This window comes from Methylobacterium sp. TK31 (assembly GCF_055361545.1).
The window spans coordinates 3,849,781-3,875,886 of sequence record NZ_CM143964.1; the positions used below are offsets into that span (position 1 = coordinate 3,849,781).

Sequence of the window (26,106 nt, forward strand, 5' to 3'; positions counted from 1 at the left end):
CTGCAATCCGGGGCGGCGAACGAGCCCAGGACCGGACCCAAAGTCGGACCCAAGGCCGGACCCAGGACCGGACACGGCAACGCCGCGAGCCAGGTGGCTCGCGGCGCGAATGGCCGGGCGGAAAACCTTACGCGGTGGCTTCGCCGTACATCTTCTCGACGTGCTCCCAGTTCACCAGGTTCTCGATGAACGCCTTGAGGTAGTCGGGACGACGGTTGCGGTAGTCGATGTAGTAGGAGTGCTCCCAGACGTCGACGCCCAGGATCGGCTTGGCGCCGTGCACGAGGGGGTTCTCGCCGTTCGGGGTCTTCATGATGGCGAGCTTGCCATCCTTGACCGCGAGCCAGGCCCAGCCCGAGCCGAACTGGCCGATGCCGGCCTGGATGAAGTCGGCCTTGAACTTCTCGAAGCCGCCGAGATCCTCGTCGATCTTCTTAGCGAGCGCGCCCGGGGCGGCGCCGCCGCCGTTCGGCTTCATCCACTGCCAGAAGTGGATGTGGTTGTAGTGCTGGCCGGCATTGTTGAAGAGCGGCTGGTTATTGCCGTAGGCCGAGGTCAGGACCTCCTCGACGCTCTTGCCCTCGAGCCCCGTGCCCTCGAGCAGCTTGTTGCCCGTGTCGACATAGGCCTTGTGGTGCTTGTCGTGGTGAAACTCGAGGGTTTCCTTCGACATGTAGGGGCCGAGCGCGTCGTAGGCGTAGGGCAGTTCGGGCAGGGTGAAGGTCATGGGCAACTCTCCGGCTCGTGAGACATTGGACGCTGGATTTCGCGCGACCCGTGCGCGAACTCCGCACCAACGCGCCGTTACGTAAGTCGATGCCGGGGCGAAGTCGATGCCCGGCGCCCGCCGGCGCGCCTCGGCCCGGGGGTGAGGCGCGCGGGTGAGGCGCGAGGACGCGCGAGCCGGCCGATCGCGGGTTTTGCAAATGCCTCCCAGGCCTTTAGTGTGCGCGCCGCATCTGAAGGTGCAGGCGTTTGTCGAGAAGTCCATGAGCATCGCGCTGTTCGCGCTGGCCGCCGTCATGATCGTCGGCGGCATCGTATCGGTCATCCAGGGATTCCCCTTCGTCCGGCTGGAGAGCGGCCTCGCCATGACCATCGCGGGCGCCACCACGGCCTCGGCCGGCGCCGTGGTGCTCGGGCTGGCGGTCGTCGCGGGCCGCCTGCGCGGCCTGGCGCAGGCCCTCGGCGAGGCCCGCGCGGCGCCCCCCCCGGCCGCTTCGGTGGAGACCGGTTTCGTCGGCGGCACCCCGGAGACGGGCGCGCCCCAGCGCCCGCGGCCGAGCCTGACCGCCGCGAGCCTCGGCGCCGGCGCGGGTCTGGGTGCGGGTCTTGGAGCGAACCCTGGAGCGAGCCTCGGGGGCGCCGCCTCCACCCGCCCCGGCCTGGAGCCGACCTTCTTCGATCCCGCGCCGCCGGAGCCGCAGGCCGCCGAGCCGCTGCTGCCGAACCTGCTGCCCGCGGAGGAGCCCCAGGATCGTCCGCGGTCCGCGGAGCCCGATCTGCGCGCGACGGAGGACGACCTGTTCGAACGCCCGGCACCCGAGCCGGCGGCCCCGCCGGAACACGCGCCCCTGTTCGCCGAGCCCGTGCCTGCGCTCAAGAGCGAGCCCGCGTTCGAGCCCGAGGCCAAGCCTGAGGCCGAGATTAAGCCCGAGGCCGAGACCGCGTCCCTTCCCACGCCCGAACCGATCGCCCTGCGTCCGTCCCTCGTCGAGACCGGCACATTCGCGGAGGAGCCGGCCGACAGGCCCGAACCGGCGCCCGAGCCGCCCGCCGCCGAGCCCAAGCCCCCCGTCGACGAGGAGCCGCAGGTCGTCGGCACCTACGCCTCGGGCGGCAACACCTACGTGATGTATTCCACCGGCGTGATCGAGGCCGACACGCCGCGCGGCCGCTTCACCTTCGGCTCCCTCGACGAGCTCAAGGCCTTCGTCGAGGCGGGCGGGGAAACCGACAGCCGCGGCGCGGCCTGACCCGGCGCTCCGGGAGCCCCCGCACCCTTCAGGCCAGCGGATTCAGCGCCGCGTTGCGGACCGGGAGGGGCGCCCGCATCGTCAGGGTGAACCCGTCCGGCGGGTAGTGCATCGAGACCTCGGCCCGCACCTGTGCCGTCAGCACGCGCTGGAGCAGGCGCGAGCCGAAGCCCTGGCGCTTGGGCGGGCTGACCGTGGGCCCGCCGCTCTCGACCCAGGTGAAGTGCAGGGTGCCGGCCGGACCGCCGGGCTCCAGGGACCAGGTGATCGCGACCCGGCCGTCGCGGGTCGAGAGCGCACCGTATTTGGCGGCGTTCGTGGTCAGTTCGTGGATCGCCATGCCGATCGGCACCGCGATCTCGGACGACATGTCGACGGGCGGCCCCGACAGCTGGATCCGGGCGTCGCGATCCTCGGCCCTGTCCAGGGCGCCCTCCGCGTAGGGCTTGAGCTCGTTGGCGAGCAGGGTGCGCAGGGAGGCGGTCTGCCAGGTGTCCTCGGTGAGGACCGAGTGGGTGTGGGCCAGCGACATGATCCGGCCGACGAAGGCCTCGTAGAAGCTCTCAATGCTCGAGGCGGTGCGAGCCGTCGATCCGACGATCGCCTGCACCGTCGCCAGGGTGTTCTTCACCCGGTGGTGCAACTCGCGAATCAGCAGCGTCTGGCGCTCCTCGGCGAGCCGGCGCTCCGTCACGTCGGCCACGACCCCGATCAGGCGGCGCGGCAGGCGGCCGGGGGCGTCGCGCTCGAAGCGCCCGGCGAAATCGAGGGTCCGCCAGGCCCCGTCGCTGCGGCGGATGCGGCCCGACACCGACAGGACGCTGTCCTCGCGCAGGGCCCGCGTGATGGCGGCGCGAAAGCCGGGACGGTCCTCGGGATGGAGCAGGGTCTCGAGGAATTCGCGCTTCCCCACCGCTCCGTCGGCGGGACTGCGCCCGAAGATCGCGAACATGCGCTCGTTCTCCCAGACAGCCTGGTCGTCGAGCATGTGCCACTCGAAAATCCCGAGGGCCGCGAGGGAGGTGGCGATGCGCAGGCGCTGCTCGCCGTCGCGGAGCGCGTTGCGGGCCTCCACATGGGTGGTCACGTCCTCGACCACGCCGACCAGGATCGTCGGCCGGCCCGTGCCCTCGCCGGCCGGGATGGCCTGGCCCCGGACGCCGACGGCGATGACGGCACCGTCCCGGGCCCGGCGCAGGCGGCACTCGAAGGCGAAGGGCGCGCCGTCGCGCAGGGCGGCGCGAACCTGGGCGCGGATGCGGGCGACCTCCCCGGCTTCCAGGGCGTCCTGCAGCACCGCCCAGGTGACCGGCCTGTCGGCGGCATGGCCCAGGAGATGTGCGGCCCGGCGCGAGAGGACGACCCGGCCGTCGGCGAAATCGTAGCGCCACTCGCCGAGCCCTGCCGCCGTCAGGGCGGCGCGGTTCTCCTCGGCCCGCACGACCTCGTCGGGATCGACCGCCTCGACGACGAGGACCTGCAGGTCGTCGCGCCGCGCCGAGGGGCGGATGCGCATGTCGAGGCCGGTCCCGTCCGCGCGCAGCCAGCGCCGGATGCAGACGCGTTGGGCCACCGCGCCGAGGACCGAGAGCGCCCGCCCGTCGAGGGCGCCGGGCGCATAGCCGAGGAGTTCGCAGAGGTGGGGGTTGGCTTCCCGGACGAGGCCGGCGCCGTCGACGACGAGGATACCGATGGGCGCCTGCGCGAAGGCCGTCCCGTGCAGGTCCCGCCCCGGCCCGCACTCCGGTCCCGGGCCGGGCTCCGAGGCCGGGTCCGCTCCGAGTCCCGCGATGGCAGATTTGTCCGAAGCGTCGTCCACGCCACATCCTCGCTCGGCGAGTCCGACGTCGTGTCAGGGACTCGCGCCCGCGCTCCGCCCACAGGCCGGCACGCGGTCGGCGCCTATCAGACAACCGAAGGCCGGGCGGAACAAGGCCGGGCTGAGATGGGAGATGCGTGTTTCCCGTACAACCCCATCACAAGGATGACGGCGCCGCAGCGCCGGGTGCACAAGGACGACGACGCCACGACGCCGGGGGCACGAGGACGACGGCGGCCCGGGCGGCGCTAGGGCCCGGTGCGTCGGAATTCGAGGTAGCTCGGCGGACGCCCGGCCGCCAGGGCCTTGGCCTCGTAGCGGGTGCCGGGCCAGTCCGCCCAGGGCCGCGTCCAGTCCGTCGCCGCCTCGGCGGTCCAGACGAGGTCCGGGCAGCGTGCGGCGCGCACGAGGGTCCAGCCCGCATATTCGTCGATGTCGCTGGCGAAGCGGAACACGCCGCCAGGCCTGAGCACGCGGGCGATCTCGACCAGGGCGCCCTCGGAGACGAAGCGGCGCTTGCGCTGCCGGCGCTTCGGCCAGGGATCGGGATAGAGCAGGTAGACCCGGGTCAGGCTGGCATCCGGCAGGGCCGCGAGCAGGGCCGTCGCGTCCTCGTCCCAGACCCGGACGTTGCGCAGGGCGGCCTCGTCCACGGCGCGCAGGAGCTTGACGACCCCGTTCACGAAGGGCTCGGCGCCGATGATGCCGGTGCGGGGACGGGCGGCCGCCTGGGCGGCGAGGTGCTCGCCGCCGCCGAACCCGATCTCGAGCCAGACCTCGTCCACCGGCACCGGGAACAGGCTCGGCGGGTCGAGCCGGTCTCCGGCCGGCGGCAGGCTCAGGCGGAGGACCGGCAGCAGCTCGGCCAGGCGCTGCTCCTGACCGGCGCGCAGGCGCTTGCCCTTGCGGCGGCCGTAGAAGGCGCGGTCGGCGCCCTCCCCGACCGTGCCGTCAGCGCTCGGGCCGTCCGAGCCGTGTCCGCCCGGATGGGGCGGGAGATGGTCCCGCCCCAGGTTCATGGGGTCAGGACAGGGCCGACTTGAGGCTGTCGGCGAGGTCGGTGCGCTCCCACGAGAAGCCGCCATCGGCCTCCGGCGCGCGGCCGAAATGGCCGTAGGCGGAGGTGCGGGCGTAGATCGGCTTGTTGAGGCCGAGCTTCGTGCGGATGCCGCGGGGCGACAGGTCGAAGGCGTTCATCAGCACGTCCTCGAGCCGGGCCTCGTCGACCTGGCCGGTACCGTGCAGGTCGACATAGATCGAGAGTGGCTTGGCGACGCCGATGGCGTAGGCGAGCTGGATCGTCGCGCGGGTGGCGAGGCCGGCCGCTACCACGTTCTTGGCGAGGTAGCGGGCCGCGTAGGCGGCCGAGCGGTCGACCTTCGTCGGGTCCTTGCCCGAGAAGGCGCCGCCGCCGTGGGGCGCCGCGCCGCCGTAGGTGTCGACGATGATCTTGCGGCCGGTGAGGCCGGCATCGCCGTCGGGACCGCCGATGACGAACTTACCAGTGGGGTTCACGTGCCACACGGTCTCCTCGGAGACCCAGTTCCGCGGCAGGGCGGCGAGGATGTAGGGCTCGACGATGGCGCGCACGTCGGCCGAGTCGAGGGACTCGTCGAGGTGCTGGGTCGACAGCACGATCTGGGTCACGCCGACCGGGCGGCCGTTCTCGTAGCGGACCGTGACCTGGCTCTTGGCGTCGGGGCCGAGCTTGGCGGCGTCGCCCTGCTTCGCCTTGCGGGCGTCGGCGAGGTCCTTGAGGATCTTATGGGCGTAGTAGATCGGCGCCGGCATCAGCTCGGGCGTCTCGTCGGAGGCGTAGCCGAACATGATGCCCTGATCGCCCGCGCCCTCGTCCTTATTACCGGACGAGTCCACGCCCTGGGCGATGTCGGCCGACTGGGCGTGCAGGTGGATGGCGATGTCGTTGTTCTTCCAGTGGAAGCCCGACTGCTCGTAGCCGATGTCCTTGACCGCCTCGCGAGTGAGATCGGTGAGGTGGTCGAAGGTCACCGAATCCGGGCCGCGCACCTCGCCCGCGATCACGATGCGGTTGGTGGTGGCCAGGGTCTCGACGCCGAGGCGCGCCTCGGGCATCGCCGCGAGGTAGGCATCCACGACGGTGTCGGAGATTCGGTCGCAGACCTTGTCGGGATGGCCTTCCGAGACCGACTCACTCGTGAACAGATAGTTCGAACGCGGCATTGAAGGCCCCCGATGCTGTGGGCGCCCAGGATGTCGCGGCGCCGTTCCCGATGAACAGAGGCGAGTGTCTGGCAGGCTGCCCGCGCATGGTCAAGCCGAAAGACCGGATAAATCCGCCAAAGCGAACGAACCGGCCGATAGATCAGTCGCCGAGCTGGCCGCCCATGGCGGTGAGGATCGCGGCGAACCGGCGCCGGTCCTGCTCCGGGAAATGCGCGTTCACGTGCCGGACCACGACGTCGGCGAGCCCGACCCAGGGGTTGTCGGCCGCGTAGGTCTGCTGCGCCGCCTCCGAGAAGCCGGGCGCCGCGGGCTCGGCGGACGGCGCCTCGTCCCCGCGCTCCAATCCGTCGAAGAAGTAGGCGATCGGCACCCCGGTCAGGCGGCTGAAGGTGTCGAGATGGATCGCGCTGATCCGATTGGTCCCCTTCTCGTATTTCTGCAGTTGCGCGGCGGACATCCCGAAGCTCTGGGCGACGCGCTTCTGGGTCAGGGATGCCCTCTTGCGCTGCTCGGCGATGCGCTGCCCCACATGCACGTCCCGTGCGTCGGTCTTCTGCCCGGCCATCTCGCCCGTCCCACGCTCTGCTGCGAGCCCTCGGCAACGCCAGGGCATGATGAGGTCCCGACCATAGGGCCCCGGGGAGGGCTTCGTTGCAGGGACGACGTGCCGCCCCCGCGCCCGGCGGGACGGTATGGCTCCCTCCCGCATGCGTCAAACCGAAGCGCGCGCCGAGCGGCGCGGTGGGCGGCCATCATGTGGACAATCCGCTCTGCCCCGCATTCCGGCGGACAGAGGCTCCAGCGGCAGGCCGGCGCCAGACCGGTTCGGCGTCGACCGATGAAGAAACGATCATGCCCGCTTTCGCGCCGGGAACGGTCAGGGTTCTTGACCGATCCTGAAAGAATATACGGCACGCCTATATTTCTCGCATCTCGGCGTTTTCGCAAGGGTCTCATGATGTAAAACTGATCAGACGCGCCTATACTCTGGTTCAACGGCGCTGCGAAGGCAGCGCACGAAAGGACCTTTCGATCCATGACTATGGGACATCATCAGCACAGCGCCACGATCCTGCCGTTCCGCACCGGGCCGAAGACGTCGGCACAGGGGCCGAGCCGGATCGGCAAGATGGATGCGGAGACCAAGGAACAGCGGCTGCCCCCGGTGGCCGTCTACGACAGTTGGTACCACCAGGCGGCCATCGAGGAGGCCTCGCGGACCCGCAAGCCCTGAGGCCGGGCCACTTGGCCCCATTGGTCACGGGTCAGACAGCGGCCCGGCGCTCGTGCCGCCACAGCGCCACGGCATGTCGGCGCGCCTCGTAGGCCCGCCGCACCCGCGAGCCCTCCTCCCCGCGGCCCTCGGGCGCATAGCCGAAACGCAGAACGCCGTCCGGGCCATGCAGGCGGGTCACCTCGGAGCGCCAGACCTGGTCGGCACGGGCGAGGCCCGCCTCGGTCTCGGCCAGTCGATTCATATCCATCGGTGTGGTCCTGCGGGGTGAGCACGGGTAACGCCGGCGGGCACCATTGGGTCCCGCGTCCGGCCCCACGGCGCGCCGGCGCTGCGGCCGCTCAGCCGCGGGCGGCCCCGGGGATCGGCAGTGCGTTCGCGCGCTTGACCTGACCGAGGGCGAAGCTCGATTCGATCGCCGCGACGCCGTCGAGGCGGGTGAGCTTGTCCTTGAGGAAGCGCTCGTAGGCCTCCAGGTCCTCGACCACGATCCGCATCAGGTAGTCGCGCTGCCCGGTCATCAGGTAGCAATCGACCACCTCCGGCCAGCGGGCGACGGCCACGGCGAAGCGGTCGAGTTCCTCCTCCCGCTGGCGCTCCAGCTTCACCGAGGCGAAAACGCTGACCGGCAGGCCGACCGCGACTTGGTCGACGACGGCGGCGTAGCCCCGGATCACCCCCGCCGCCTCGAGGAGTCGCACCCGCCGGGCGCAGGGCGAGGCGGAGAGGCCGACCCGGTCGCCGATCTGCTGCACCGTGAGTCGGGCATCCTCCTGCAGGCAGGCGAGGATCCGGCGATCGATGGCGTCGAGGACGGGTTTTGGCATGAACGGGCTCCCCCGGGCGCTTCGACAGCGTATCTGTGCCACGGCGTGGCGCGACGGCAAGGATTTTTGGCCAGTTTCACCGCGGCGGAGCGGCTAGGATCGGGCCATGAGCGATCCGCGACTGCCCTACCTCGCCGCCCTGGCCGCCAAGAGCCTCTGGCTCTCGACCTGGACGATCCACCACGCCAACCATCTGCGTGCCTCCGCCGACGGGTTGAAGGTGGGCGGGCACCAGGCCTCGTCGGCGTCCCTGTGCGCGATCATGACGGCGCTCTACGGGGCGGTGCTGCGCCCCGAGGACCGGGTCGCGGTGAAGCCGCATGCGAGCCCGATCTTCCACGCCCTGCAATACCTGTTCGGCCACCAGACCCGGGAGAAGCTGGAGAATTTTCGGGGCTTCGGGGGCGCCCAGTCCTATCCCTCGCGGACCAAGGACGTCGACGACGTCGACTTCTCCACCGGCTCGGTCGGGCTCGGCGTGGCGCAGACGCTGTTCGCGTCGCTGACGCAGGACTACGTCCGGGCGAAGGGCTGGGGCGGCGACCGGCCCGAGGGCAAGATGGTGGCGCTGATCGGCGACGCCGAGATGGACGAGGGCAACATCTTCGAGGCCCTGCTGGAGGGCTGGAAGCACGGCCTGCGCAACACCTGGTGGATCGTCGACTACAACCGCCAGAGTCTCGACGCGGTGGTGCGCGAGGGGCTGTGGGCGAAATTCGAGGCGATGTTCCGCAACTTCGGCTGGGACGTGGTCGTGCTGCGCCACGGTTCGCTCCAGCGCGCCGCCTTCGCGGAGCCGGGCGGCGCCCGCCTGAAGGACTGGATCGAGGCCTGCCCGAACCCGGTCTACTCGGCGCTGGCCTTCCAGGGCGGCGCGGCCTGGCGCCGGCGCCTGACGGAGGAGCTCGGCGACCAGGGCGAGGTCTCGGCCCTGATCGACCGGCGCTCGGACGCGGAGCTCGCCGCTCTGATGGGCAATCTCGGCGGCCACGACCTGCCGATGCTGCTCGAAGCCTTCGAGGCGGCCCGCGCCCATGACCGCCCGGTCTGCTTCATCGCCTACACCATCAAGGGCCACGGCCTGCCGCTCGCCGGCCACAAGGACAACCACGCCGGCCTGCTGACGCCGACCCAGATCGAGGGCTTTCAAGCCGAGATGGCGATCCGGCCCGGCCACGAATGGGAGCCCTTCGAGGGTCTCGACGTCGCCCCGGACGCCATGCGCCGCTTCCTCGCCGAGGTGCCCTTCGTGCAGCGCGGGCGCCGCCGCTACGAGGCGCCGGCCATTCCCGTGCCCGACCGCCTCGCGGCGCCGAAGCAGGCCGCGCTCTCGACGCAGGCCGGGTTCGGCCTGATCCTGCACGAGATCGCCAAGACCGACTCGGCCTTCGCGGCGCGCATCGTCACCACCTCCCCCGACGTCACGGTCTCGACCAATCTCGGCGCCTGGGTGAACCGGCGCGGCCTCTTCGCCAAGGAGGCGGTGGCCGACCTCTTCCGCAAGGAGCGCATCCCCTCGACCTTCAACTGGACCTTCGCGCCGTCCGGCCAGCACCTCGAGCTCGGCATCGCCGAGTCGAACCTGTTCACCGCGCTCTCGGCGCTGGGCCTGTCGCATTCGATCTTCGGCGAGCGCCTGCTGCCGGTGGGGACCCTCTACGACCCCTTCATCGAGCGCGGCCTCGATGCCCTGAACTACGCCTGCTACCAGGACGCGCGCTTCCTCTTGGTGGCGACCCCGGCGGGCGTCACCCTCGCGCCCGAGGGCGGCGCCCACCAGTCGATCAAGACGCCGCTGATCGGCATGGGCCAGGACGGCCTCTCGGCCTTCGAGCCCGCCTTCGTGGACGAGCTCGCGGTGCTGCTGCGCTTCGCCTTCGCGCACATGCAGCGCTCCGGCCCCGCCGAGCCGGACCCGGTGACCTGCCTGCCCGATGCGGCCGGCGGCTCGGCCTACTTCCGGCTCTCGACGCGGAGCCTGGAGCAGCCGGCCCGGGAGATCGGCCCGGATCTCGCCGCCGACATGGCGGCGGGCGCCTACTGGCTGCGCCGGCCCGGCCCGAACGCCGAGGTGGTCGTCGCCTACCAGGGCGCCGTCGCCCCCGAGGCCATCGCCGCCACGGGGCTGATGGCCGAGGACCGGCGCGACGTCGGCCTCCTCGCCGTCACCTCCGCCGACCGGCTGCAGGCCGGCTGGACGGCGGCACAGGGCCTGCGCGAGCAGGGCCGGCCCGAGGCATCGAGCCATGTCGAGCGCCTGCTCGCCGCGGTGCCCGCCGCCTGCGGCCTCGTCACCGTCCTCGACGGCCACCCGGCCACCCTCGGCTGGCTCGGCTCGGTGAGGGGCCACCGCACCCGGGCGCTCGGCGTCTCGCAGTTCGGCCAGACCGGAACGATCGCCGACCTCTACCGTCACTTCGGCATCGACGCGCGCGGCATCGCCACGGCGGCCCAGGCCATCGCCCCGGGCCGGCAGATCCGGCATCTGCGCCTGGCCTGAGCGGGCCCCCGGGCGATGCCCCCTGCCCCGGGCCGGCCCCTCCGGTGGCGCGGGCGTGATGCGCGTGCCACGCCGCTGCGCCGGAGGGAGCGGCCCGCTATGAGACGGTCCGGGACGGCGGCGCGGGGCCGCCCGTCGCGACATCCTGGGAGACACCCATGCGTGCCGTTACCTACACCGAAGGCGCCCGGATCGATGCGCCGGACGCCCTCCTCAACACGACCTTCCCCGATCCCGTGCCGACCGGGCGCGACCTGCTCGTGCGCGTGCAGGCCGTCTCGGTGAACCCGATCGACACCAAGGTGCGCCAAGGCGCCTACAAGCAGGGCTGCGAGCCGAAGATCCTCGGCTGGGATGCGGCCGGAACCGTGGTCTCGGTCGGACCGGAGGCGCGCCTGTTCAAGCCCGGCGACGCGGTGTTCTACGCCGGTGCTCTCGACCGGCCGGGCAGCAACGCCGCGCTTCAGTGCGTGGACGAGCGCATCGTCGGTGCCAAGCCGGCCACCCTCGATTTCGCCGCCGCCGCGGCGCTGCCGCTCACTGCGCTGACCGCCTGGGAGATGCTGTTCGACCGAATCGACGTCGCCAGACCCGTGCCGGGTGCCACACCGGCGATCCTGATCGTCGGCGGCGCCGGCGGCGTCGGCTCGATCGCGATCCAGCTCGCCCGGCAGCTCACGGACCTCACTGTGATCGCCACGGCCTCGCGCCCCGAGACGGCGCAATGGTGCCGGGACCTCGGCGCCCACCACGTGATCGACCATGCGAAGCCCCTCGCCGCCGAGGTCGCGGCGCTCGGTCTTCCCGGCGCGCCCGGGTTCGTGTTCGCGACGACGCAGACCGGTGCGCATCTCCCCCAGATCATCGAGCTTCTCGCGCCGCAGGGACGCCTCGGCCCGATCGACGATCCCGAGACCCTGGACGTGATGCCGCTCAAGCCCAAGAGCCTGTCGCTGCACTGGGAGCTGATGTTCACCCGCTCGCTGTTCCAGACCGCCGACATGGAACGGCAGCACGCGATCCTGACCGAGATCGCCCGCCTGATCGATGCGGGACGGCTGCGCACGACGTTGAGCGAAACCTTCGGTCCGATCGACGCCGCCAACCTGGCACGCGCCCACGCGCTCATCGAGAGCGGGAAGGCGAAGGGCAAGGTCGTCCTCGCCGGGTTCGACGACTGATCCGGCGGGCGAAGCGTCCCGGCCCGGAGCCGGAACGCGTCCTGCATCGGCCCGAGCCTACGGTGCGGGGCGTGCCAGCTCTTCGAGGCCGCCGCCATCGGCATAGGCCTTCCGGAAGCTCTCGCGCCCCTTCCAGCGCTGCCAGAATCGGTCGAGCTGCTCGAACCGTTCGTCGAGCGGCGTGGCGACGGGACCGAACTTCGAGAAGGCGATGGCCGTGCAGAGGGTGACGTCGGCAAAGGTCGGGTGCTCGCCGCCGAGCAGCCATTCGCGTCCTTCAGACAGGTGCCGGTCGACGAGGGCGGCGTGCGACAAGGCCTCCTTGCGGCAATGCTCGCCCCATTGCGGGTTGCTCGTCAGCTCGAGCTTCGGCCCGAGACCCTGGTGCGAGACGTGGAACAGCGTCGTGAGCCGGTAGAGGATCTGCACCCAGACGCGATTGTCCCACATCGCATCGAGCCCCTGCTCGAGGGGCGTTTCACCGGTGATCCGGCGGCCCTGGTGATGCGCATCAAGGTAGCGCACGATCGCCGAGGATTCCGACAGGTAGGTGCCGTCGGGCAGTTCCAGCGTCGGCGTCTCACCCCACGGGTTCATCTTGAGGTGGCGCCAGCCGCGCTGTTCCCCCTTTGGGGCCATGTCGTAGACCACCTCCTCGAAGGCGTCGGCGATCCCCTTCTCGTGCAGGAAGAGGCGAAGGCGCTGGGGGTTCGGGAACGCCGACGGCGACGTGTAGATCCGGGCTCTGGACGACAAGGAGGCTCTCCGGTGATGAGCCGATCGGTAGCTGGACCGGCCTATCAGGACCGGCAAGGTCGACCGGAAGTTCCAGGGCCTCACGACGATTCGACCGACCCCGTTGTCTCAGGCGACGGCCCTGGGCTTATCGAGCCGAGCGCTTGTCGCGTGCGACTGGCCGTGCATCACGACCGGGGTGATGCAGAGACCGTCGAGGACTTTGCGCTCGAATTGGTAAGCGGCCGCGTGAGCTTTGTCTGTGAGAGCCCATCGAATCCCGATCCTGGCGCGCCCCTGCAATCATACGGTGCTCAGCCGATGCCTGACGCCATCGTCGCGCTGCCGCAAAGCGTGTTCGGCGCGGCACAAGCGGGGTGCGCATTGAGCGCCGCCCGCGCGCGCCGTATCTGCAGCAACATCCCGGCGCACAGACGGTGCTCCGTCGCTTTCTGCGCACCCGACCCGATTCGAACGAAGACCTTGCCTTCGGTGCCCACGCAGCCATTCCGTTGGGCCTAAGGCCTCCCACAGACCCGTTGCGCGCCGCCGCCGCATGGGCTACCAGAGCGACACGGTCAGCACCCGTAGCTCAGCTGGATAGAGCGTTGCCCTCCGAAGGCAAAGGTCACACGTTCGAATCGTGTCGGGTGCGCCAACATTATCAAGCACTTATACCAACCCTCATTGATCGGGACTCACGGGGTAGCCTCCCGGGTTGAGTGGTGATTCTGTCTTCGGGTTTGGAGCCTGAGGAGGATGTCATGTCTGCTCCGGTGCTGCTGCGGCGGGACTTCGACGCCGAGGGCCTGCGCGCCTTGGCCAAGGCCGCGCGCGATCCTGCCCAGACCCGGCGCCTGCTGGCTTTGTCGGCGATCTACGCGGGCGGCTCACGCTCGACCGCTGCCGCGCTTGGCGGGGTCGGGCTGCAGACGGTGCGGGACTGGGTGGTGGCGTTCAACGCGCACGGTCCGGACGGGCTGATCGGCGGCAAGGCCCCTGGCGCCCGCCCGCGCCTGAGCATCGAGCAGCGGGAGGTGCTGCGTACCCTGGTCGAGCAGGGGCCGATGCCGGCCACCCACGGGGTAGTGCGTTGGCGCTTGTGCGATCTGGCCCAGATCCTGTGCGAGGATCACGGCGTGTCGGTGTCCGAGCAGACCCTGAGCCGGGTCTTGCGGGGGATGGGTTACCGCAAACTCTCGGCCCGTCCGCGCCATCACGCTCAAGCTCCGGACGCGATCCCCGCTTTTAAAAAGCCTTCCCCGCCCGCATGGCGGAGATCGCGCGGGCCGTCGGCGGCAAGCCGATAGAGGTCTGGTTCGCCGACGAGGCTCGGGTCGGCCAGAAGAACACGATCACCCGGCGCTGGACCAAGCGCGGCACGCGCCCCTCAGCCCCGAAGGACCAGCGCACCGCCTCCGCCTACATCTTCGGCGCCATCTGCCCGGCACGGGGAACGGGCGCCGGTCTCGTCATGCCCCGCTGCACCACCGAGGCGATGGCCCTGCACCTCGAAGAGATCGCCCAGGCCGTCGCCCCTGGTGCGCACGCCGTCCTGCTGCTTGATCAGGCCGGCTGGCACACGACGAAGAACCTCGCAGTGCCCGGCAACATCACCCTGCTGCCGTTGCCGGCCCGTTCCCCCGAACTCAACCCGGTCGAGAACCTCTGGCAGTTCATGCGCGACAACTGGCTCGGCAATCGAACCTTCACATCCTACGCCGACATCCTCGACCACTGCTGCCACGCCTGGAACACCCTCATCGACCGACCCGGGCGCATCATGTCGATCGGACGCCGCGAATGGGCCTATGGGTTCTGATCAATGAGAATTGGTAGAAGTGACTTGGTAGGAGACGCTTCGAGCCATCCCAGCGACCTAGGGCAACCTTCCGCCATGGGAAGGTTGCCCATCCTTGAACCTTCACGCCGTGGTCTTCACAACGCCGGCCACCGGGCGCGGGAGGCGCTGTTGACGCCGGTGAGCTGCTTCTTATCCGAGGGATATGAAGGTTGAGGCGTGACTGTTCGCCTCTAGCATCGTAGGGCTGTAACACTTCGGCGATCCTTAGGCTTTGTAGGCCAGATGACCATCGTTCCCACTCTACACTTCAACACCGATGGTCTCGATCCAGCCCATGCCTTTGCAGCATGGCGGGATCTGATGGCGCCAATCATTCGGGTTGAGCAGAGTGAGGGGGCCGCGCCGCCGCGCGGCAATCTATCCTGCACGATGCTCGGCGACATACTCGCTAGCCGGATGATTTTTACACCGCAGCGAATGATCCGAGACCGCCGTCACGCAGCGGTGACGCCAGATCATCTGACATTCATGCTTTACGTCTCTGGGGGACTGACGGGCGAGATTGCAGGCTGCGCGGTGACGCAACAACGGAACAGGGTGATGGCCGCCGACATGGGCCGGGAACTCGATGCGCGCGGCACACGCTCCAGTGCGATCGGGCTGACAGTGCCGCGTCAGCTCCTGGCGGATGTTGATATTGAGCGCATTCCGATGTTCTTCGATCGCGAGCGCAACAGGCTGCTACTCGCACGCCTTTACGCGCTGTATCGGCATCTGCCCTCGACACGAGTTGAGAGAGCCGAGGAGGTTGCGGCCGAGCTGACAGGGTTCGTCCGTCGCCTCCTCGATGGCTCTTCGGCGTCGGACGTCCTTCGAGGTCAAGAACTCGACGCGAGCGTCGTGGAGATGGCCGAACGCCTGATCGACCTGAACCTGCCCTCATCGAGGCTCTCGCCCGAGTGGCTCGCCGAACGTTTGGGAACGTCACGGACGTCGCTCTATCGCGCGTTCGAGCAAACTGGCGGGGTCATGTACCGCGTCTGGGAGAAGCGGCTGGAGGCGATCCGGACAGCGCTCGAGGATCCGCTTGAGACCCGGTCGATCACGCGCCTGGCGAGCGAACTCGGGTTCAAGACTTTGGCCCACCTCAGCCGAAGTTTTCGGAGCCGCTACGGGGTGGCGCCTCGCGAATGGCGCCACACCCGTGTCGGCTACTCAGCTCTGACGTTCGAGAGATCCCCGGCCCTGGCGCACGATTGGTACGAGCGACTTGGCCAGAGCTGACGCGTCGGCAAAGTTCACAGGGACTGGATCATTTGGCGGTCATCGCAGCTTCGCCAAAATTACGCAGCCTTCTTGCGACCCTTCGCAGGCGACTGCTCATCCTCGGCGCGATCGGTGATCCGGCCTAGGCCGATCGACTTCGCAAGCTCGGAACGACGCGCCGCGTATTCCGGGGCGACCATTGCGTAGTCGGCCGACAGGCCGAAGCGAGCCCGGTAGCTCTGCGGATCCAGACCGTGGGTGCTGAGGTGTCTCTTCAAGGTCTTGTAGGTCTTGCCGTCCAAGAAGCTGATGATGCCCTCGGGTATCACCGACTTGCGGATCTGGGCTGCCGACGGCTTTTCGACCTCGGGCACCGCCGCGGCTTTTGCAGTGCCGTTGTCGAGGCCGCTGAGAGCGCCGTAGACGTTCCGGATCAGGTCCGGCAGATCGGAAGGACGAACAGGATTATTCGACACATAGGCAGAGACGATGTCGCCTGTCAGATCAAGGAAATCAGTTGATTGGGCATCTAAGTTTTCAGTTATAATGCTCTTTGATTTATTTGCCCCCGTAGTAGGCACATCGATGATCCAAGACAAGCAATCAGGCGAAGGCAGTCGCTTTTACTTAATTACATGCCTGACGTGCATTCACCGGATAGTTCGCCTCGGCGAAGTTTTCAAATCCTTAACGGCTGAGCGGCCAGCGGGTCGTTGGCTATGGCTGCACCTCCGAGCCACGCCATAACGGTATCGAGCGTGCCGAAGGTATGATCGACCTTGCTGAACGGGTGCGGGCGCTTGTCCGGTGGTAGATCGTTTTGGTAACTCGGCATGCCAGGCGGGACGTCAGCGTCACCGACGGCTTGCTTGGCCACGAGGACGATAATTGGCTGCGGTAAAGGATCAGCCGTTTTGCTCTATATCCAGCTTGGGGGAGCGCAATGCCCGCCATGGCGGCGGTAAAGGCTGACACCGGAAGTGTCATAGACGGGGCTGCCACGCAGGGTTTTGGAAACAGGGCCGCCAAGCTCCGGCCACTCCTGAATAGACCCTATTAAAGGCCGGACGACGGTAGTTTGAAGACAGCCGTGAGGGCCAGATGGGGCAGACGACGAGCAATGACGTCGTGCATCCTGAAGTTTTTAAATCTCATATATCGAATAAGTTTCGAAAATCTATCTTTGCTTTAGCTTTATTTATATAATGACGTTCATCGAAAAATTGATCAGTTCAGCAAAACTGTGTGCTCCAGATTTCCGGCGGATCGCCGAAATGACATTGACAACGGTCTTGTATTTCATCGACAGCTTGTCGGCGATCAACTGGTAGGAGTTTCCCTCCTTGATCAGGGTGAGGACTTGCAGTTCGCGCTCCGTGAGATTCACGGCGGTCGAGCGGTGGGCGGTGGCATTGAGCATGGCCACTCGCAGGGCGAGGTCGTGATCGAGGTAGCTTCTGCCACTGCGCACTTGGTCGAACGCCCTGAGGAATTCCGCAGCCGGCGCATCCTTGAGGACATAGCCGCTCGCCCCGCTTTCCAACGCGCGTGCCACGATGGTGGGATCGTCGTGCATGCTGAAGGCGAGGATCCGGGTCCGGCGCTCCAGATCGCGGATGCGCCGGATCAGGGACAGGCCCGAAACGCCTTGGTCGCCGAAGGTGAGGTCCGCAATCACCATGCCCGGACGTTGCCGGTAGAAGGCCCGATAGGCCTCCACGATAGTGGTCGCCTCATGGATCGTGTCGATGCCGACATCCTCCATGAGGGTGCGAAAGCCCCTCAGGATCACTGGGTGATCGTCTGCGATGAGAATGCTCGTCGGCGGCGCCCTCATGGCGTGGTCGCCGGTGCGGCGGGTTGCGCGGCGTAGCGCTCGGTCAGGCGCGCGAGGGTCCGTGCCCTGTCCAATCCCTGCTGCCGGGTGTTGTAGTAGTGCTGGCACAGCTCGCCGTAGAGCTGCTTGCGGTGGGTCGGGGCCGCGGCCTCCTCGAGGCCGTCGAGAAGGTCGGCATAGGTCTCCGGCGCGCCGGCCGCGGCGAGCATCTGCCCGAGCTGAACCGTGCGGTTGGCGATCATGCGGGGATCTTCGATGAAGGTCTCGGCGGCCCGTGCCAGGCTGTGACGCAGGTGGTCGCTGCGCACGTGTGCGCTGGCCGCCGGCTGTCCGGGCTCGCGCTGGGCAAGCCAGAGCGCCGGCTCCATGCCGTCGGTGGGCGATAGCCAAGCCGGCACCTCAGCGTCGGACTTCGTCGCCACCACCGTCGCCTCCTGCGCGGGCTCGCTGCCGTCGCAGGCGGCCACGCCCAGGGCCAGCGCTAGGAGCAGGGGCAGGGCCGGTGCAGGAACGGCAGCGTGCCTCATCGGCCGGCTCCGGGGGGAACCGCAAGGCTGCGTGGACCCTCCGGTACGGCGATCCGGTGGGTCTCGCGCAGCGTCGTTAGATCGATGACGGAGACGGAATCAGAGAACCAGTTGGCGACGTAGACCCGGGGGCCGGCCACCGCCACGCCCTCCGGGTAGCGCCCGACCGGCACGGCGGCCACCGTCGCGCCGCTGGCCGCATCGACGACGACCAGGGTTCCGGCCCGCTGGTCGGTGACGAGGATCCGAGCGCCGTCCGGGCTCACGGCCACCCCGTATGGCATGCCGCCCACCGCGAAGGTCGCGACGGACCGGCGATTGGCGGTGTCGATGACGCTCACGGTGCCGCCACGCACGTTGGCCACGTAGAGCCTGTCGCCGGCCGGGCTCAGCGTCAGCGCGAACGGCGCCTCGCCCACAGGAATCGTCGCGACGCGCGCCATCGCGGTGGTGTCGACGACGCTGACCTGCCGGCTTTCCCGGTCGGCTACATACAGCGTGCCTCGGCCGTCGAGGACGAGGGCGGCCGGTTCGCGGCCGACCGGCACCGTCCCCTCCAACCTGCCGCTTTCGGCGGAGAGCCGCATCACCCGGTTGCCGGCCCAATCACCGACATAGAGCTGCGCGCCATCGGCCGAGATCGCGATGCCGAAGGGCTGTCCGGGCACTGGATAGGTCCGCCGGATCGACCCGCCGGGCTCATCGACCAGCGTGACCTGGCCCGTATCCGGATGGGTGAGGTAGAGTTGCCCTCCGGAGCTCGCCGCCATCTGGGCCGGGCCGCGCCCGACCGCGAGGGGCGCCCCGCCCGACGTGGATTCAGGCGCCAGAGCGACCAGGGTCCCGGCGCCCTGGCTCGCGACGTAGACGGTCTGCGCTCCGGCCACACAGGGCGCGAGGCCGAGAATCAGGCCGGCCCAGGCGCGTCGTCCAATCACCGGGGCCCCCATCATGGAGCAGCGTTCCCCTCGACCTTCGCCTTCAAACCCTTCAGACCATTTGCGAAGTAGCGGTTCATGGCGGTGCGGCCGGCCTCGTCGCTGAGGTCCTCCGGCGGCTCGTTGCCGGTATCGCCCCGATAGAAGCGGCCGAGCCACTCGACCCGGGAGCCGTCGCCCTCGGGGGACACCGTGAGGGTGGCCGAGTAGGATGAGACCGGGAGCGCCTTCAGGTCGGGATCGGACAGGCGGTAGGAATAGCTCCGCCCGGCGGCACTCATCTCGTCGAGCCCTTCGTTCAGGGTGCCACCCGCCTTGAGCGTGACCTTCCGCTGGCCGCCGGACCCGTTGCCGCCGCTGCCCTCGCTCCTGGCGACATCCGGGTGCCAGGACCCAATGCCCGCGAACTCGCCGACCACCTTCCAAACGGCATCCGGCTTGGCAGCGATGACGATGCTCTGATCGACTTTCTGCGGCGTCGGGCCGTGGGCGAGGGCCGCCCCGGAGATGAAGATCAGGACGAGGGCGGGAACTCCGAGACGCATCGATCAGGCCTTTTTCCAGGTCGGGAATCCGCGGGCGCGGAGCAGGGGCGCGAGGAAGGCAGCGAGCAGCAGCAGCAGGGCAGCCGCTCCCAGAACGGGGCGCGGGTCGAAGCGGCCCGGAACCGGGCGTGGCGTCGCGGCGCCCCTGAGCGCCGCGCTGAGTCCGTGCGATCCGTCAAGCGGCGCGTAAACGAGGCCGGTCTCGCCGGCGAGGGTGCGCAGGTAGGATGCACGCACCGAGGACAGATGCTCGGTGCCGCTGGCGGCGGCCGCGCCGAAGGGGGCATTGCGCGGATTGTAGCCCTCGCGCTGCGCGGCATCGGCTGGCGGCGGGCCGAAACGGTTCTCCTGCTGGACGTCGCCGGCACCGTAGAAGCCGGTCTCGCGGCCCCGGTCATCGTAGCGCGGGATCGGCGACAGACCGGGTGCACCCGCCCCCACGATGAGGCCTCGCACGCTGCCGGGTCGGCCCTCAAAGGCTGGTCCACCCCGGCTCGGCAGGGGCGGAGCCTCCTGCCCGTCGGTGATGAAGACGAGGTCGGTGCCGAGTTCCTCTGCCATGGCGATGCTGCGGAACAATCCCGCCGAGATCCGACTGTCGCCCTCCCAGGCCATGCGCCAGTCGATCCCTGCGACAGCCCCATCAATCGGCGCAAAACCGGCGCAAGTCTCGATGGGCGTGAACAGGAGAAAGGGTCGGCGCTCGGTGAAGAGGCCGAGGGCGACCCGCGATCCGCACGGCAGGCCGGCGACGAGGTCGCGCAGCGCCGCCTTCGCGGTGTCGAGTCGGCTCGTCGGAACTCCGCCGGCGCCGACGTAGTCGCGGACGTTCATGCTGCCGGTGATGTCGACGATCGCCAGGACCGAGACGCCGTCGCGGGCGAACGGAACCGGACGCGCGACAAGGGCCAGGGCCACCAGCACGAGGGCTCCGGCTAGGAGGCGCAGGCGTCCATCCGACCGGTTCCGCAGGATCAGTCGGGCCAGGGTCACGGCTCGCCCCGCGGCTGGCCCGGAATGTCGGTCCAGATCTTCTTCGGTTCGGCCTTCAGTTCGTCCCCGGACTTGCGATCGAACTCCGGAAAGTCGCGCAGGAGACGCGAGGCGACGTCGAGGTTGAACTTGGCATCCCAGTAATCCGGCCGAGCCTGGAGGGCGCGCCGGTATTCCTGGCGCGCCAGGGTGATGCGGGGTCCGGCGGGGTCGAGGTCGCCGCGCTCGAGGTGGTCGAAGGCCTGACGCAGATGGGCATTGGCGAGGGCGAAGCGGGCACGGGCGGCGCGCTCGACAGCGCCCTGCCGCTCGAGGGCATCGACGAGAGGCTCGATCGCCTCCACGGCGCCGCGTCGGGCGAGGTGCTGGACACGGGCCAGGAGAAGAGCCGGAGCGGCCCCGATCGGAACCACGACGTCCTGGCCGGCGGAGAGCGCCCGGATGGCGGCGTTGTCGCGCGCGATCCGCCAAGCGCCGTAGCTACAGCCGAGCGCAGCCATAGCGAACAGGACCGGCAACAGGACGAGGAGGCGCGGGCGCAACCGCTGCCAGCCCTCGCGCAGGTCCGTGCGGTGCGTGCGGGTGCGGTTCCCGAGGGAGGGTGGCGATGGGCGCCACGGCAGGATCGCGGTCATCGTCATGCGGCGCGCCTCGCGGGATCGGATGCGGTGGCGAGGACCGGGGCGGCCGACGTGCGGGTTCGACAGAGGTCCGCCTCGCCCAGCTTGGCCGCGACGAGGACCACGAGTCCGACTAGGCTGGCGGCGTAGGCGAACCCTGCCAGATCTCGGCGGGGACGCTGCTCGGTGTAGGGGATCGGGTCGCGCTCCAGCCGCTCGATCTGGGCGATCGCCTCGGCCACCGCCTCCGCACCCTCGGCCTCAAAGGCACGGTAGGGCGTCCGCAAACTCTTGAAGAACAGGTCGAGGTGGCGCTCGGGCGCCGCCTGCGGGGTGTCCTCGCCCGCCGGCCGATCGGAGATGGAGGGCGAGCCCTTCGTGCGCAGGAAGAGCCAGTAGAGGTTCGGCCGCAAGCGGGTGAACGCGGCGCGCAGGGTGTCCTGCACGCGCGGGTCGATCACGGCAGCCCCGTCCGAGACCAGCAGAAGCGCCCGGGAGGTGGCGGGGCTGGCCGGCCCGAACTGAGACAGCGCCATGGCGAGGCCGCGGGCGATGTTGGTGTAGTCGAGGCCCGGCCGGTCGATGGCCGCGATGGCCGCCCGGACCGCCGCGTGCCGGTCGGTCATGGGAATCACCAGCATCGGCGCCGTCGAGAACGCCGTGACCGCGAACTGGTCGTGGGCTCGGCTGCCCACGAAAGCGGCGAGCAGTCGGCGCGAGGCGGCGGCCTTCGATTCCTCGGCGCCGGAGGGCTGCCGTCCGGCGAAGGTCTCGTTCATGCTGCCCGAACGGTCGATCAGGATCGAGACCTGGGCGCCGATCCCGGTCCGCGTCAGGGTCTCGCCCCGGCGATAGGGACCGGCCAGGGCGAGGATCAGGCTCGCGATAGCGACGATTCCGGCCACGCGCAGGAGGGCGCCGATCGCCCGCGACGGGCCGTCGGGCGGGGCCGCCGCGAGCGCGGCCACGGGGACCCGGCGCTGGGCCGAGGTCAGGAGCGGCAGCAGGGCGAGGGGTAGGAGCCAGAGCAGCGCCGGATGGTCGGCGGAGAAGCGGGCGAGCGCATCGATCATGCGGTGCGCTCCGCATGCGCGAGGTGCCGCGCGAGAGCGGCGAGATCGACCAGGGTGAACGCGCCGAGGTCCGGCTCCGGGCCGGGACCGAAGAAGGTCCGGCGGGAGGCCGCGAAGAACCGGGCCAGGGCCGGCCCCTCCGGCGCATAGGCCGGATGGGTCCTCAGGAAATCGTCGAGATCATCGGCGAGCAGCCGACGGCCGGCTGCCGTGTCGAGGCCGACATGGAGTGCCAGCAACGCGTCCCGGTAATGGGGCGTTGGGTCCGGCCGGCGTGCCAGAGCTCGGATCCGGCGCGCCGCGAGGGCGAATGGACGGCCGCGCCGGGCCCTGAACGGCCACCAGGTCCGGTCCCGGGCGAGTCCCGCGAGGGCCAGGAGGGCAAGGGCGGCGGAGCCGGCGGCGCCGAGGAGCAGGGGCCGCGGATCGCCGGGGCCGACCGTCCCGTCGGGACGCATGTAGTCGCGCGGGTCGTCCCGGGCGGGCGGCTGGACTTCGCGCAGCGGCGAGACGTTGAACGACCAGGCCGGCACCGCGGCCTTGACGGTGGTGGCGCCGTGATCGCTCTCGCTCACGAAGGTCACGGTGAAGCCCGGGATCTCCAGGGCGCGGGCATCGAGGGCGGCGTAGAAGGTCTGGTAGGTGAGGCCGAGGCGCACGCGCTGGGCGTCGCCGTATACCGACGCGGTCGCGTCGAGGTCGCGCAGGTCGAGCCAGTAGGTGAGCGCCCCGGGCTTCGGCAGCGACGCGGCCTGGAGCCGGAAGCCCGGCTCGACCACGAGGTCGACTTCGGCTCGGATCAGGTCCCCGAGAAAGTAGCCGAACGGGCGCGGCGTGCGGACCTCGACGGAGCGGACCTGGGCCCCGGCCGGGCCGGACAGGAGCGGGGCGAGGATCAGGGCGAGGCAACGGAGACGCATGATACCGCCTCAGGCGCCGAGGAGGTGGCGGCTGACCGCGTCGGGATCGAAGCGGCCGGCGAGGCGGAAGGGCGGGCGGCCATGGGCCGTCGCGAGGCGCCGCAGGGTCTCGATCCGGGCGGCTTCGCGGGCGATCCAGCGCCGGCGCAGGGCGGGTCGCATGAAGACCAGCCGGCGCCCGACGCCTTCGAGATCGTCGAGTTCGAGGAGGCCCCAGTCCGGCAGGCCCTCCGCCTCGGCGGCGTCGCCGAGAAGCACCGGGACCAGGTCGTGCCGGCCCAAGGCGGCGAAGACCTCGGTGATCAGCGCCTCCGGCCAGCGGAAGTCGGAGAGCAGGAACACGATCTTCGGCCGGCCGGCGAGGCGGCGGGTCGCCGCCACCATGCCGGCGGCGCCGTGGCCGGTGCAGGCGGCGTCCGCGAGGCGCCGCGCCACCTCGGCGGCCCGGGTCGGGGCGCGGCTGGGCGCCAGGAACACGTCGTCCCGCACCCCCTCGTCGCAGCCGATGAGACCGAAGGCATCGCCGATCCGCGTGGCCGAGGCGGCGAGGCCGACGCAGAAGGCGGAGGCCAGGGCCATGCGGTCGGCTTCGCCGCTGAAGCGCATGGAGGCGGAGAGGTCGAGGAGCGCCCAGACCTCCACCGGGGTGCGCGCCTCGAAGCGGCGCACGACGGTGCCCTCGAAGGGGTCGCGCAGGGTGGCGCGAACGTCGATGCGGCGGGCATCCGGCATCCGCAGGAACGGCACCTGATCGCGAAAGGTGCCGAGGCCGCCGGCCTCGCGGCCGCGATGGGCGCCGGGGCGGGTGCCGGGCAGGCGCCCGCGGGGGCGGTAGACGATGTCGGGTTGCGCCGTCTCCGTCATGGCGCCGGCACGATCTCGAACACGGCCCGGCAGAGCTCGGGCATGATCGCGGCCCGGCGCAGCTCGTAGATCGGCTCCAGGAAGACCCGGTGGGCCATGACCTCGGGGAAGACCGCCCGAACGTCCTCGGGCACCATCCAGTCGCGGCCTTCCAGCCAGGCGCGGACGCGGGCGGCGCGGACCAGGAAGGCGACGCCGCGGGGGGAAGCCCCGCCCTGGACCAGGGCCTCCATGTCGAGGCCGGGCAGGCGGATGCCGGCCTGCCCCGGCCGCACCAGCGCCTCCCAGAGGCCGATCACGTAGGCCTCGATGGCGGGGCTCGCCTGGATGCCGTGCTGGATCGCGGCGGCGATGCCCGCGAGGGCGGCGTGGTCGAGGACGTCGCCGTCGAGGCCGGCGATCAGGGCGTCGGTGTCGTGGAAGCGCGGATCGAAGACCAGGGCCCGGCGGGCCTCGGCGTCCCGGGGCGCTTCGAGCCCGATCTCCATGAGGAAGCGGTCGCGGGCGGCGGCGGGAAGCTCGAAGGTCTCCTCGCGCTCGACCCGGTTGCGGTCGGCGAAGACCTGGAGGTTGGGAAACCGGTACTCGCGATTGAAAGCCGTGAGCGTGCGCTCGGCCATCAGGCGCAGGAGCAGCGCGTGGACCTGGGGCCGGGCCCGGTTGATCTCGTTGAAGAAGAAGATCGACAGGTCCTCGGATTGCCGCAGGACCGGCCCCGGCTCGACCCGGGGGCGGCCGTCCTCGGCGAGGTAGGTGTGGTAGACGAGGTCGGTGGGCATCATGTCGACGGTGCCCTCGACGCGGGCATAGGCGCCCCCGACGGCCCGGGCCACGGCGCGCAGCAGCGTGGTCTTGCCAACGCCGACATCGCCCTCGAGCAGGACGTGGCCGCGGGCGAAGAGCGCGATGGTCAGGAGCCGGATCGCGCGGGCCTGTCCGAGCACGGCCGCGCCCACCGTCGTCTCGAAGCGGCCGGCCGCCTCGCGCCAATCGGTGAGCATCGCGTCGCCGGAGCGGAACTGGTTCATCATGGCTCGCCTTGGAGGAACGACCGCGACCCGGGACGGCGCGTCCGGAGGTCGCCCGGCCGGATCGCGGTCGACGCGACGGCCGCCCGCGGGGTGAGGGGCGACCGTCAATCCCGCTCGAAGACCCGAACAGAAGGGCTCGGAGGGAATCCCGGGATCAGTTCGAGGACAGCTTGGTGACGTCGTACTCGAACTTGCCGCTCTTCTTGGCGGCCTCGATGCGCTTCTTGTTGCGCTCTTCCATGGCCTTGATCGACTCGGATTGCTTGTTGAGTTCCTTCGGGTCGTGCTTCGGATCGTACTTCGTGCCGGCGATCTTCTCGGGGAAGCCGGGCTTGGGCTCCCAGCAATTCCCGGCGGCCTTGCACTTGGTGCCGTCATAGGCGAGCGCCGGGAGTGCGAGCAGCGCGCCCGCACCGAGGGCCAGGGCCGTGATGAATGTCCGCATGGTCGTCTCCTTGATCGATCGCGTGTGGGGTGATCGGGTGTTGCGGCTCTGCGCCGTGGTGGCTCACGGATGGCGCCCGTGACTTCCTCGGACGTCACTCCGCCAGCGGCGGACACTGGCCCTTGACGTCCTTGGGGAAGGTCTCGCCCTGCTTGTAGGGCGTGTAGTTCTTCTTCTGCGCGTCGTTGAGCCAGACGGCATCCTGGACCGGGCCTGTATAGAGGTGCCGGATCCAGGCGATGACCTGGAGCATCTCGTCGGGGGTCAGGTTCTCGTTGTGCGGGCCCATCATGCCGTTGGCGCCGCCGAAGATCGTGGCGAACAGGCCGGTGTCCTCGGTGTTGGCCGGATAGGTCCAGTAATTGTCGTTGAGCCCCGGTCCGAGCTTGCCCTCGGCCAGGTGGCCGTGACAGCCGGAACACGAGGTGGCGAAGAGGGACTCGCCGTTGCGCAGGCAGGACTTGTCGTCGATGTAGGCGTTCTTGCCGGTCTGGAAGAAGTCCTTCACCGCCGGGGTGTCGCGGCCGCCCTCCTTGCCTTCGGCGACGTTGAGCTGCTCGCCCGTGACCGTGTTGCGGAAGACGAAGCCGGTCTGGGGGCCGGCGGCGGGCTGGGCCAGGGCCGCGACGCCGCCCAGCACCGCGGCGAGGCTGAGGCAGATGGCCAGGATGCCGTGGGAATCACGCATGAAATCGACCTGATGACGCCGGACGGCTGACCGGCCGGGCGGGGCTGGACCGGACGCCCGTCGGGGCGCCGGCGAGGG

28 protein-coding genes and 1 tRNA gene are annotated in these 26,106 nt (G+C 69.9%); 7 read left to right on the forward strand and 22 right to left on the reverse strand.

Going from position 1 to position 26,106, the window contains the following annotated elements; all coding sequences use genetic code 11:
- Positions 1–127 precede the first annotated feature (127 nt).
- On the reverse strand, positions 128–727 hold the full coding sequence (locus ACXJY8_RS17865) for a superoxide dismutase (protein WP_056471824.1): 600 nt from the start codon (positions 725–727) through the stop codon (positions 128–130).
- A 262-nt stretch (positions 728–989) separates the two neighbouring features.
- Here ACXJY8_RS17865 and ACXJY8_RS17870 point away from each other — a divergent pair, with 262 nt between their 5' ends.
- A complete protein-coding gene (locus tag ACXJY8_RS17870; RefSeq protein WP_463771490.1) occupies positions 990–1,976 on the forward strand; it encodes a hypothetical protein in 987 nt (328 codons plus the stop codon).
- Positions 1,977–2,004: 28 nt separating this feature from the next.
- Here the strand turns inward: ACXJY8_RS17870 and ACXJY8_RS17875 are convergent, their stop codons facing one another.
- The 4 genes from ACXJY8_RS17875 to ACXJY8_RS17890 all read right to left on the reverse strand — a co-directional run bounded on the left by ACXJY8_RS17875 (position 2,005) and on the right by ACXJY8_RS17890 (position 6,565).
- On the reverse strand, positions 2,005–3,795 hold the full coding sequence (locus tag ACXJY8_RS17875; protein WP_463771494.1) for an HWE histidine kinase domain-containing protein: 1,791 nt from the start codon (positions 3,793–3,795) through the stop codon (positions 2,005–2,007).
- Positions 3,796–4,043: 248 nt separating this feature from the next.
- The gene (trmB, locus tag ACXJY8_RS17880) at positions 4,044–4,814 is read right to left on the reverse strand and encodes a tRNA (guanine(46)-N(7))-methyltransferase TrmB (protein ID WP_463771498.1); all 771 of its coding nucleotides are present in this window, start codon (positions 4,812–4,814) and stop codon (positions 4,044–4,046) included.
- A 4-nt stretch (positions 4,815–4,818) separates the two neighbouring features.
- Positions 4,819–5,997, reverse strand: a complete 1,179-nt coding sequence (gene metK / locus ACXJY8_RS17885) for a methionine adenosyltransferase (protein ID WP_463771500.1) — start codon at positions 5,995–5,997, stop codon at positions 4,819–4,821.
- A 142-nt stretch (positions 5,998–6,139) separates the two neighbouring features.
- Positions 6,140–6,565, reverse strand: a complete 426-nt coding sequence (locus ACXJY8_RS17890) for a helix-turn-helix domain-containing protein (protein ID WP_463771504.1) — start codon at positions 6,563–6,565, stop codon at positions 6,140–6,142.
- A gap of 471 nt (positions 6,566–7,036) precedes the next feature.
- On the opposite strand from ACXJY8_RS17890, the gene ACXJY8_RS17895 reads away from it, so the two are divergent.
- Positions 7,037–7,234 carry a DUF2735 domain-containing protein gene (locus tag ACXJY8_RS17895; RefSeq protein ID WP_463771506.1) on the forward strand — a complete coding sequence of 66 codons (198 nt, stop codon included), beginning with the start codon at positions 7,037–7,039 and terminating at the stop codon, positions 7,232–7,234.
- A 31-nt stretch (positions 7,235–7,265) separates the two neighbouring features.
- Here the strand turns inward: ACXJY8_RS17895 and ACXJY8_RS17900 are convergent, their stop codons facing one another.
- Together ACXJY8_RS17900 and ACXJY8_RS17905 are read right to left on the reverse strand one after the other, a co-directional pair.
- Entirely contained in the window at positions 7,266–7,484 is a 219-nt protein-coding gene (locus tag ACXJY8_RS17900; protein ID WP_463771509.1) for a hypothetical protein, read from the reverse strand.
- A 91-nt stretch (positions 7,485–7,575) separates the two neighbouring features.
- Entirely contained in the window at positions 7,576–8,061 is a 486-nt protein-coding gene (locus ACXJY8_RS17905) for an Lrp/AsnC family transcriptional regulator (protein WP_463771511.1), read from the reverse strand.
- Between the two features lie 106 nt (positions 8,062–8,167).
- On the opposite strand from ACXJY8_RS17905, the gene ACXJY8_RS17910 reads away from it, so the two are divergent.
- Positions 8,168–10,561, forward strand: coding sequence for a thiamine pyrophosphate-binding protein (locus ACXJY8_RS17910; protein ID WP_463771513.1), 2,394 nt, complete (start codon positions 8,168–8,170; stop codon positions 10,559–10,561).
- A gap of 158 nt (positions 10,562–10,719) precedes the next feature.
- A complete protein-coding gene (locus ACXJY8_RS17915; protein ID WP_463771515.1) occupies positions 10,720–11,742 on the forward strand; it encodes a zinc-binding alcohol dehydrogenase family protein in 1,023 nt (340 codons plus the stop codon).
- 57 nt (positions 11,743–11,799) lie between these two features.
- Here the strand turns inward: ACXJY8_RS17915 and ACXJY8_RS17920 are convergent, their stop codons facing one another.
- Positions 11,800–12,498, reverse strand: a complete 699-nt coding sequence (locus tag ACXJY8_RS17920; protein ID WP_463771518.1) for a glutathione S-transferase family protein — start codon at positions 12,496–12,498, stop codon at positions 11,800–11,802.
- Positions 12,499–12,791: 293 nt separating this feature from the next.
- The gene (locus ACXJY8_RS17925; RefSeq protein ID WP_463771521.1) at positions 12,792–12,977 is read right to left on the reverse strand and encodes a hypothetical protein; all 186 of its coding nucleotides are present in this window, start codon (positions 12,975–12,977) and stop codon (positions 12,792–12,794) included.
- An 81-nt stretch (positions 12,978–13,058) separates the two neighbouring features.
- On the opposite strand from ACXJY8_RS17925, the gene ACXJY8_RS17930 reads away from it, so the two are divergent.
- The 3 genes from ACXJY8_RS17930 (at position 13,059) to ACXJY8_RS17940 (ending at position 15,565) form a co-directional block, all read left to right on the forward strand.
- Positions 13,059–13,135 (forward strand) — tRNA-Arg (locus ACXJY8_RS17930).
- A gap of 106 nt (positions 13,136–13,241) precedes the next feature.
- Positions 13,242–14,299 (forward strand): IS630 family transposase gene (locus ACXJY8_RS17935; protein ID WP_463771523.1). Its coding sequence is split into 2 segments (ribosomal slippage): positions 13,242–13,734 and positions 13,734–14,299, totalling 1,059 coding nucleotides; the frame shifts between segments, so codons are not numbered across the junction.
- Between the two features lie 264 nt (positions 14,300–14,563).
- Positions 14,564–15,565, forward strand: coding sequence for a helix-turn-helix domain-containing protein (locus tag ACXJY8_RS17940; protein ID WP_463771526.1), 1,002 nt, complete (start codon positions 14,564–14,566; stop codon positions 15,563–15,565).
- A 59-nt stretch (positions 15,566–15,624) separates the two neighbouring features.
- On the opposite strand, the gene ACXJY8_RS17945 is transcribed toward ACXJY8_RS17940, so the two are convergent.
- The 13 genes from ACXJY8_RS17945 to moxG all read right to left on the reverse strand — a co-directional run bounded on the left by ACXJY8_RS17945 (position 15,625) and on the right by moxG (position 26,028).
- A complete protein-coding gene (locus ACXJY8_RS17945) occupies positions 15,625–16,092 on the reverse strand; it encodes a Ros/MucR family transcriptional regulator (protein WP_463780768.1) in 468 nt (155 codons plus the stop codon).
- A gap of 653 nt (positions 16,093–16,745) precedes the next feature.
- Positions 16,746–17,384 carry a response regulator transcription factor gene (locus ACXJY8_RS17950; RefSeq protein WP_463771528.1) on the reverse strand — a complete coding sequence of 213 codons (639 nt, stop codon included), beginning with the start codon at positions 17,382–17,384 and terminating at the stop codon, positions 16,746–16,748.
- Positions 17,381–17,911: a hypothetical protein gene (locus ACXJY8_RS17955; protein WP_463771530.1), complete on the reverse strand. Its 531-nt coding sequence runs from the start codon at positions 17,909–17,911 to the stop codon at positions 17,381–17,383. Before ACXJY8_RS17955 ends, ACXJY8_RS17950 begins: the two co-directional genes overlap by 4 nt.
- The gene (locus ACXJY8_RS17960; protein ID WP_463771532.1) at positions 17,908–18,849 is read right to left on the reverse strand and encodes a YVTN family beta-propeller repeat protein; all 942 of its coding nucleotides are present in this window, start codon (positions 18,847–18,849) and stop codon (positions 17,908–17,910) included. Before ACXJY8_RS17960 ends, ACXJY8_RS17955 begins: the two co-directional genes overlap by 4 nt.
- Positions 18,850–18,860: 11 nt before the next feature.
- Positions 18,861–19,394 carry an SRPBCC family protein gene (locus ACXJY8_RS17965; RefSeq protein ID WP_463771535.1) on the reverse strand — a complete coding sequence of 178 codons (534 nt, stop codon included), beginning with the start codon at positions 19,392–19,394 and terminating at the stop codon, positions 18,861–18,863.
- Positions 19,395–19,397: 3 nt separating this feature from the next.
- Complete coding sequence (locus ACXJY8_RS17970) at positions 19,398–20,387, reverse strand: vWA domain-containing protein (RefSeq protein ID WP_463771539.1); 990 nt, start codon at positions 20,385–20,387, stop codon at positions 19,398–19,400.
- A complete protein-coding gene (locus ACXJY8_RS17975; RefSeq protein WP_463771542.1) occupies positions 20,384–21,028 on the reverse strand; it encodes an MxaK protein in 645 nt (214 codons plus the stop codon). The genes ACXJY8_RS17970 and ACXJY8_RS17975 overlap by 4 nt, the downstream gene beginning before the upstream one ends.
- A complete protein-coding gene (locus tag ACXJY8_RS17980; protein ID WP_463771545.1) occupies positions 21,025–22,080 on the reverse strand; it encodes a vWA domain-containing protein in 1,056 nt (351 codons plus the stop codon). Before ACXJY8_RS17980 ends, ACXJY8_RS17975 begins: the two co-directional genes overlap by 4 nt.
- Positions 22,077–23,000 (reverse strand): nonribosomal peptide synthetase MxaA, encoded by a 924-nt coding sequence (locus ACXJY8_RS17985; protein ID WP_463771547.1) that lies wholly within the window; start codon positions 22,998–23,000, stop codon positions 22,077–22,079. Before ACXJY8_RS17985 ends, ACXJY8_RS17980 begins: the two co-directional genes overlap by 4 nt.
- 9 nt (positions 23,001–23,009) lie before the next feature.
- On the reverse strand, positions 23,010–23,864 hold the full coding sequence (locus ACXJY8_RS17990) for a DUF58 domain-containing protein (protein WP_463771552.1): 855 nt from the start codon (positions 23,862–23,864) through the stop codon (positions 23,010–23,012).
- Positions 23,861–24,892 (reverse strand): AAA family ATPase, encoded by a 1,032-nt coding sequence (locus ACXJY8_RS17995; RefSeq protein ID WP_463780771.1) that lies wholly within the window; start codon positions 24,890–24,892, stop codon positions 23,861–23,863. The genes ACXJY8_RS17990 and ACXJY8_RS17995 overlap by 4 nt, the downstream gene beginning before the upstream one ends.
- Positions 24,893–25,049: 157 nt before the next feature.
- Positions 25,050–25,340, reverse strand: coding sequence for a methanol dehydrogenase (locus ACXJY8_RS18000; protein ID WP_463771556.1), 291 nt, complete (start codon positions 25,338–25,340; stop codon positions 25,050–25,052).
- Positions 25,341–25,434: 94 nt separating this feature from the next.
- A complete protein-coding gene (gene moxG, locus ACXJY8_RS18005; protein WP_463771560.1) occupies positions 25,435–26,028 on the reverse strand; it encodes a cytochrome c(L), periplasmic in 594 nt (197 codons plus the stop codon).
- Between the last annotated feature and the right edge of the window lie 78 nt (positions 26,029–26,106).